2 protein-coding genes are annotated in these 1020 nt (G+C 69.2%); one reads left to right on the top strand and one right to left on the bottom strand.

Going from position 1 to position 1020, the window contains the following annotated elements; all coding sequences use genetic code 11:
- On the top strand, positions 1-383 hold a 383-nt coding region (locus A5704_RS25435; RefSeq protein ID WP_156737763.1), incomplete at its 5' end, for a DUF3060 domain-containing protein.
- Positions 384-388: 5 nt separating this feature from the next.
- Here A5704_RS25435 and A5704_RS25430 read toward each other — a convergent pair.
- Positions 389-793 carry a hypothetical protein gene (locus A5704_RS25430; RefSeq protein WP_067749962.1) on the bottom strand — a complete coding sequence of 135 codons (405 nt, stop codon included), beginning with the start codon at positions 791-793 and terminating at the stop codon, positions 389-391.
- Positions 794-1020: the final 227 nt, after the last annotated feature.

Genomic DNA, 1020 nt, shown 5'->3' with positions numbered 1-1020 from the left:
CGCCGACCTTCACCAACACCCTCAGTCCCCCGGCCACCACCCCGGGCGGCACCTCGACGACTACACGGACCAAGCCGCCGAGGTCGACCACCACGTCCACCTCACCCACGCCGCCGCCGGGCAGCGAGGTGACGATCTCCGGGATCGGCGAGAACCGGACGATCGCCTGCGACGACAACGTCGTCAACGTCAGCGGCGTGTCCAACACGGTGGTGATCAGCGGTCACTGCGCAAGCCTCAGCGTGTCGGGCGTGCAGAACGACATCACCGTCGACGCCGTCGACAGCATCCAAGCCTCCGGCTTGAGCAACAAGGTGACGTACCACTCGGGCACGCCGAAGGTCAGCAACTCGGGTAGTGCGAACGTCGTCCAGCAGGGCTGAGGCCGTTACGGCGCCTCGGTGGATTCGTCGTCGTCGTGCGAATCGCCGTCGAGGACGCTGACCGCGATGCCATACGGCAGGAACCGCACCTTGCGCGCGGGGTCGACGTTGTTCTTGTTGGCCCGCAGCGCGTCGAGCTCGGTCGCGTAGACCTGTTCGACGTGCGCGCCACCGTCGGCGTCCACCGTGTAGATCGCCCAGACGCCGTCGCCCGCCTCGCCGGCGGTTTCCGGCTCCGGGCGGGGGCGCCGCGACAGGTCCTCGAAGATGGACGACCACCCGGACCGGGCTCCTGGCGCCGCGACAAACCTGCTGACCCGCTCGAACACGTCGCGCAGGCCCTCGCTGCCTTCGCGGATCATTCGATCGAACTCGTCGGGATCGAACCCGAACGCACCGTATTCGCCCACGCGACCTCCTCGCCGCTCATGCCGTTACCGCCCAGTGTGCGCGCAGTCGCCCTCACGCGCCACGTCCTCATCGCCCGGGCGGGGGCGGCGGGGTGATGGGAATGGGCACCGTGACGAACGGGAAGTGCAGGTACATCGTCACCGGGGGCTGCGCGGGCGATGAGGTCATTGCGGCGATCGGCGGCACCCGCGAAGGTGCGGAGGCGGGCGGCCACCAGCTGGTGTCG

The sequence above is a fragment of the Mycobacterium sp. E735 genome, from assembly GCF_001666955.1.
Lineage (GTDB): Bacteria > Actinomycetota > Actinomycetes > Mycobacteriales > Mycobacteriaceae > Mycobacterium.
Note: the sequence above shows the minus strand (reverse complement) of the source record. Positions and strands in the feature narration are given on the sequence as shown.